This is a genomic window from Methylocystis sp., assembly GCF_051061225.1.
Taxonomy (GTDB): Bacteria; Pseudomonadota; Alphaproteobacteria; order Rhizobiales; family Beijerinckiaceae; genus Methylocystis.
Map to the genome: position 1 here is coordinate 1 of NZ_JBPFEB010000079.1, position 5,809 is coordinate 5,809.

A 5,809-nucleotide genomic window follows, 5' to 3' on the forward strand; every position below is an offset into this window, starting at 1 on the left:
ATAGCCATAGGGACCTTGCCTGAAGGGGTGATATTCCTGCCCCTGGACCCACTCATGCCTATGCGAGCCCCAACCGTATCCGCCCATATGACGCCAATGCCCATGCATGGGGTCGCGGCCGACGCCAGTGTATCCTTCCCACCGGTTCCAATTGGCAAGCGCCGCTGAGGGCAAGGCCAGCGCCGTAGTCAACGCGACGGCCGTCATTAATCTGCACAGCATGGTGACCTCTCCATCTATCGCTGTCTCGAATGCGCTTAGCGCTTCCGCATGACTCGCATATGGAGCGTGGGCGGCCGCAGCACATAAAAGCCGCGTCTCACTGCACCAAGAGTCCTCACGGCCTCATAGGCGGCCATCATTGCCGGGGCTTGGGCCATGGCCAGGGCGATAGAGTGCCGCGCCCCGCGAGCATCAAAATCGAGCAACAGTTCGGAAATTTCTGGGTAGGAACCGAACCGAGTTCTTTACATTTCTCAAGCAACCCGCCCACGCAGAGAGGCGGGTGCGAGGGAGGTTCCTATGGAAAAGTATACCTTCGTTCTGATGGTCCTCGGTTTCGTAACGATCGGAGCTGCCGTCACTCTGTGGTAGTGCCTTTGGCCTGATGCCTCGTGCGGAAATGCCTGCATGTCGAATTCAGCATCATTCGCGCTTGCCATCGCGCTGGCAGCTGCCGGCGCTCTAGTGGTGGCGATGTCCATGCCCCATTAGTCACGGTTGGCTGCCGGCACCGTCGAGCGCCTGCGATTGACGATTTTCCGAATCAGCGTGACCTTTAACATCCAGGCGTTGAAGCAACTTGACGCCGACCGCGTGGCACGGGCATTGAGGCAACGTTGGCATGCCCGCTCAGCCACGCGCAGCGCCAACGCCTTTCCTCTCACCAAGTTGCATTCACGGGATTGGCAGCCGCCATCGATTCAGTTGACCAGATGCACACGCACGCGGCTTGGCGCGGGCGTGAGTATCTTTGCGGATGGTCCAAATCAGGGTAGAGTGCAGCTACCTGTTCCACCATCACGCACGTATTAATCGGTCGAATAGATAATCGTTGGCGGCGGAGATGACATTTAGCCCGGCACTGAGCGGGTCGAACCATCCATCAATAGATACCGGCCATTACAGAAAAGGTTGACGTAGGGCAATCGCGCCGGCCATACCGGCGAAAACCGCCTAGCAATATTCGACATACCGGATCATGCGCCCGCTCGCTCCTGCTCCTTGCGGACATACGATGGTTGTGCGCTCACCGGTCTGGCTAGCGATCAATCGCCCTTTGGGAAGCGCCAAAGGCAGGAGCCCTTCGACGGGCTGCTATTTGGAGTTGAGAGCTGGTGTGGGTGACGCATCGCTTGGGCCTCACCAAATCGAAACTCGGCCTCCCTGCGAAAATAGGTTAGCCCACGTTAGCAAGAGAAGCTCCAGGCGCGCGCCTTTCATAAAGGTAGCTCTCAATAGAGGATGGGACGAGCCAGATGGCCGCTATGCCCGATGTCTAGGATGCGGCAGCAATAGCGAAGCCCCCAAGCTTGTCGAAGGCAATGCCGAGCGTCACAGGCTTTCAAACGCAGTGACCAGCGCGCCATTGCTAGACACGTGGCAGGATTCCCTGCTCCCAGAGCATTTGAATCGCCTGGTCTCGCGTGAGTTTGGGAAAACACGCCATGAACTCCGCGAGCGCTGCCGCCGAGTTGGGGCTATTTTCAATATAAGCTTTCAGGTCGTCGAGCGCACCTGGCCATGGCTCGCGCCAGGGCTTCGTCTCGCGCTCCGGGTTCTCGTGGTTATCGTTCATTGTAACCGCCCAACGGCTTTCACAATGCCTGCTTGTTTCAGTCACGCGCTGCTGGTCGCTGCAGGCGGTTTCAGCGGTCCGAGCGAGGGAGGACGCGACATGGAGGCAGGGGCCGAATCCGCCCCTTACGACGGATTCGGTTGGTGGGCGACTCATCGCGTTGTTTTAGTAGTTGTAGCCGTAGCAGACGTTGATCCATCTCCAGCCGTAGGCTGTCCAAGTTTGCCGCCAGCACCCATCATAGCCGTATAGTCCATAGCCGAGCCCCAAGGGCGCAAACGCAAACCGACCGAAACGATGATGGTGGTGAAACGCGAAGCGATGGAACCCTGGATGACCTATGAAGGGCCGGCCAAACGCCCGGGCGCCAGGCATAAACATCCGGCCGCCTCCGAAGCCCATATGCGGCCCCATAAAACCGCCTCCAAAATGCGGGCCGCCAAAACCGCCTCCAAAATGAGGGGCGCCGAAACCACCAAAACCGCCGTGCATCCCTCCAAAGCCGCCGCCAAAGCCATGCATTCCACCAAAGCCACCACCAAAGCCACCACCAAAGCCGCCGCCGAAGCCACGAGCGGCAGCCGGAGCCTGCGCCGATAGCGATGCGCAAATCGCCAAGGCCGCGAGGCCGCCGAAAAGCTTGCGTTTCATAGCCAACCCTCCAGATGCGAGGTCGAGCGAGGGGCTGTGGCAATCCCTCGCGACGCGAAGAGGGAAGCGGAAAAACGACAACGAATCCAATGACAAATAAGTCATTTTCTGACAAAAAAGTAAGTTTTCTATCCCCTCGTTTCGTGAGAACTGTGAACCGCTGACAGCCGGCGCTGAGAGGGCGCGGAAATTATGACTGACGGGCGATGCGGCATTCTTGTCGTCGAAGACGACATCGAGATGGCTCAGCAAGTTACACAGTCGTTGGAGGCCAACGGCTACGCCGTAGAGATTGCTCGAGACATGGCTTCCGGCCTCGGCGAAGCCCGGCGTGGCGAATACGGCGTGCTTCTCATCGATCGCTTGCTTCCAGATGGCGATGGCGTCGAAATCATTCGAGTGTTGAGGGAAGAGAAGCAATCCACGCCAGCCCTGATCGTCAGCGCGCTCGGGGAAGTGGACGACCGTGTGCGCGGCCTCAGAGCCGGCGGCGACGACTATCTGGTCAAACCCTTCGCCTTCGCTGAACTTCTGGCGCGCGTAGAGGCGCTCGCGCGCCGCAGCGATCGCGTCATAAAGGAGACGGTGCTGCATGCAGGCGATCTCGAACTTGATCTTCTCGCAAGAAAGGCGCGGCGCCGCGGCAGGGACATTGGGCTGCTCCCCCGCGAATTCCGATTGCTCGAATTCCTCGTTCGAAACCAGGGGCACGTGGTGACGCGCGCCATGCTGCTTCAGCATGTCTGGGACATACACTTCGATCCGATGACCAATATTATCGACGTTTACGTGAGCCGCATTCGTCGCAAGGTGGATTCCAATGACGACTACCCGCTTTTTCATACTGTCCGAGGCGTAGGGTTTTGCATCCGTGCTACTGGCTAAGACCCTTCGCTCATCGACTTATAAACTGGCGCTTGTCGCCATCGGCGTCTTCGGCGTGCTCGTGGTCGCGCTTTTCGCCTATGTCCGTTGGACGACGGCCGGCTATGTCAGGGAGATCACGGACAGAGCGATCGCGATCGACCTTTCAGCCCTGGAGCAGGCCCAGGCTGATGGAGGGCGCCCGACTTTGACCGCCGCGATCGAGCGGCAGGGCGCCGATCCGCGTTTCCATGACGCCGTCTACCTGTTGGCCGATCCCTCCTACGAGCGTTTATCAGGGAATCTCGAACGTTGGCCCGCGCGAGCGCATGGCGCAAGGGGCCTGGTGGAGATTCCGCCATCCTCGGCGGCGCCTGCGGTTCGATTGGAATTCACGACGTTGGCGACCGGGGATCATCTGCTGGTCGGACGAAAGATCGGCGGGCTCGACGCCTTTGTCGGCGAGATCGACAGGGCGCTCGGCTCGGCCATCGCGCTCATTTTCACCATCGCCGTGGTTGCCAGCGTCGCAGTCACCTGGCGGACGGTTGGTCGTATCGAGGCCATCAATGCGACCAGCCGGATCATCATGCAGAGCGGCCTGGACAAGCGCATCCCGCTACGCGGGTCCCATGACGAATGGGATGAGCTCGCGGCCAATCTCAACAGCATGCTCGAGCGTATCCAGCTGCTTATGGCGGAAGTGAAGCAGGCGACAGACAATGTCGCGCATGATCTGCGCACTCCCCTGGCGAGGATGCGGGGTCGGCTCGAAAAGGCGTGCGGCGAGGCGCGTGACACGGAACGCGACCAGCTTCTCATCGAGAGAATGCTAGCGGACCTCGAGGATGTGTTGCGCATGTTCGCATCCTTGGTCCGGATTTCGCAGATCGAGTCATCCCACCTCGCGAAATCATTTCGGCCGGTCGACCTGTCGCAGATCGCGGACGACGTCGTCGACCTCTTCGACGCCGCCGCCGAGGAGAAAAACATCCCTTTGCAGCGCAATGGAGACAAGAACGTGACCGTCAGAGGCGATCGCGACCTCCTGTTCGACGCGCTCGCCAATGTCGTGGACAATGCGCTCAAATACGGCCGCGAGGGAGGGGTCGTGACAGTGGAGGCAAGGCAGACGACGAACGGCGGGATGATCTGCATTTCCGATGACGGGCCGGGCGTCGCGGAAGGCGAGCGGCAGCGTATCTTCAAACGTTTCTATCGCCTCGAAATGGCGAGGGCGTCCCGTGGCAACGGGCTTGGCCTCAGCCTTGTCTCTGCTGTCGCGCGATTGCACGGCGCGGTGATTTCGCTGTCGGATAACTCTCCTGGGCTGCGGTTCCAGTTTGCATTTCCTCCGCTACGTTCCCCCTCGCACGCCCATCTGTCGTGGTCTGATCCTCCCTCTTCGCGAGGCGCCGCTGAAGCTCATCGAGCTCTGAAAAAATGACATTTTTGTCATTGGAAGCGGCTCTGCCGTTTCGGTTACATCCCCGCATGACGAGCGGTCGGCAACTGCTCGATTGCTCTCGCGGTTGGAGGAATGGGGCCATGAAAGACAAGCTTTTCGGCATCCTTGCGGCCCTGGCGATTTGTTCCGTGGCAACGGCGTTGGCGGCGGGACGCGGCTTCGGCGGCCCCCATATCGGCGGCGGGTTCGGCGCGCCTCACGTGGGTGGCGGCTTCGGCGCCCCTCACGTCGGCGGTCGATTTGCCGCGCCTCATTTGGGCGGTGGGCTCGGCGTTCCTCCCTCGGCCAGCGGCGTCGGCGCTCCGCACGTGGGTGGCGGCTTGAGGGCCCCTCACGTCGGCGATGGATTTGGCGCGCCTCATTTGGGCGAGCGGATTGGAGCCCCATCCTCCGGCGGCGGCTTCGGGGCCCCGCGGGTCGGCGGCGGCTTTGCGGCGCCGCGTCCGCGCGGACATGATGGGATGTTTCCACCTGGGGGTCGGCCTCCTGGCGCACCGGTCCTTGGCCACCCGGGGCTCCGTCATTATACTTTCCTCCACCGCCACCACCGTTTTCACCGGCTTGTTTATGCCCCCGTCGGGGCTGGATGGTTGTATTATGACGCGTGCTGGCGGCGAACCTGGACCGTTTACGGCTGGAGCTGGGTGAACATCTGTTATGATTACCCCAGGGCGAGCCTTAAGGCCGCCCGCAGCGTCTGCGCGAACGCATCGCAAACCCGGACCGGAAGACACTGCAAACCGATGCGGCACGCCAAGCATGCGAGGGCCAGCAGATGACTCCGGCGACGCGAAAATCAGGCGGAGGGGGCGGGCTCCAGTCGTAGCCCGCGCGGAACGAAATGGCGCTCGGCATATCCGAAAAGGCCCTGGACGAGGAGCGCGAGCAGGGCGGCCGGCGCGGCGCCTTCGAGGATCAATCCGTAGTTATCCAGACGCAGGCCAGTAAAAATCGGCTGGCCGTAGCCGCCGGCGCCAATCAGGGCGCCGAGCGTCGCCGTGCCAACATTGATCACAGCAGCAGTCTTC

Annotated in this window: 4 protein-coding genes and 2 pseudogenes; 2 read left to right on the forward strand and 4 right to left on the reverse strand. The window is 61.0% G+C overall.

Annotation, left to right across the window (positions count from 1 at the left end; genetic code table 11):
- The 3 genes and pseudogenes from ACR652_RS14105 to ACR652_RS14115 form a co-directional block, all read right to left on the reverse strand.
- Positions 1-222, reverse strand: a pseudogene (locus tag ACR652_RS14105) (hypothetical protein); the annotation flags it as partial.
- Positions 223-1,591: 1,369 nt separating this feature from the next.
- A complete protein-coding gene (locus ACR652_RS14110) occupies positions 1,592-1,798 on the reverse strand; it encodes a hypothetical protein (protein WP_434507112.1) in 207 nt (68 codons plus the stop codon).
- A gap of 165 nt (positions 1,799-1,963) precedes the next feature.
- Positions 1,964-2,701, reverse strand: a complete 738-nt coding sequence (locus tag ACR652_RS14115) for a hypothetical protein (RefSeq protein ID WP_434507113.1) — start codon at positions 2,699-2,701, stop codon at positions 1,964-1,966.
- Here ACR652_RS14115 and ACR652_RS14120 point away from each other — a divergent pair.
- Positions 2,642-3,334, forward strand: a complete 693-nt coding sequence (locus ACR652_RS14120) for a response regulator (protein ID WP_434507114.1) — start codon at positions 2,642-2,644, stop codon at positions 3,332-3,334. The genes ACR652_RS14115 and ACR652_RS14120 overlap by 60 nt on opposite strands.
- A complete protein-coding gene (locus tag ACR652_RS14125) occupies positions 3,321-4,760 on the forward strand; it encodes an ATP-binding protein (protein ID WP_434507115.1) in 1,440 nt (479 codons plus the stop codon). Before ACR652_RS14120 ends, ACR652_RS14125 begins: the two co-directional genes overlap by 14 nt.
- 817 nt (positions 4,761-5,577) lie before the next feature.
- Here the strand turns inward: ACR652_RS14125 and ACR652_RS14130 are convergent.
- Positions 5,578-5,809 (reverse strand): annotated as a pseudogene (locus tag ACR652_RS14130) (glycine betaine ABC transporter substrate-binding protein); the annotation flags it as partial.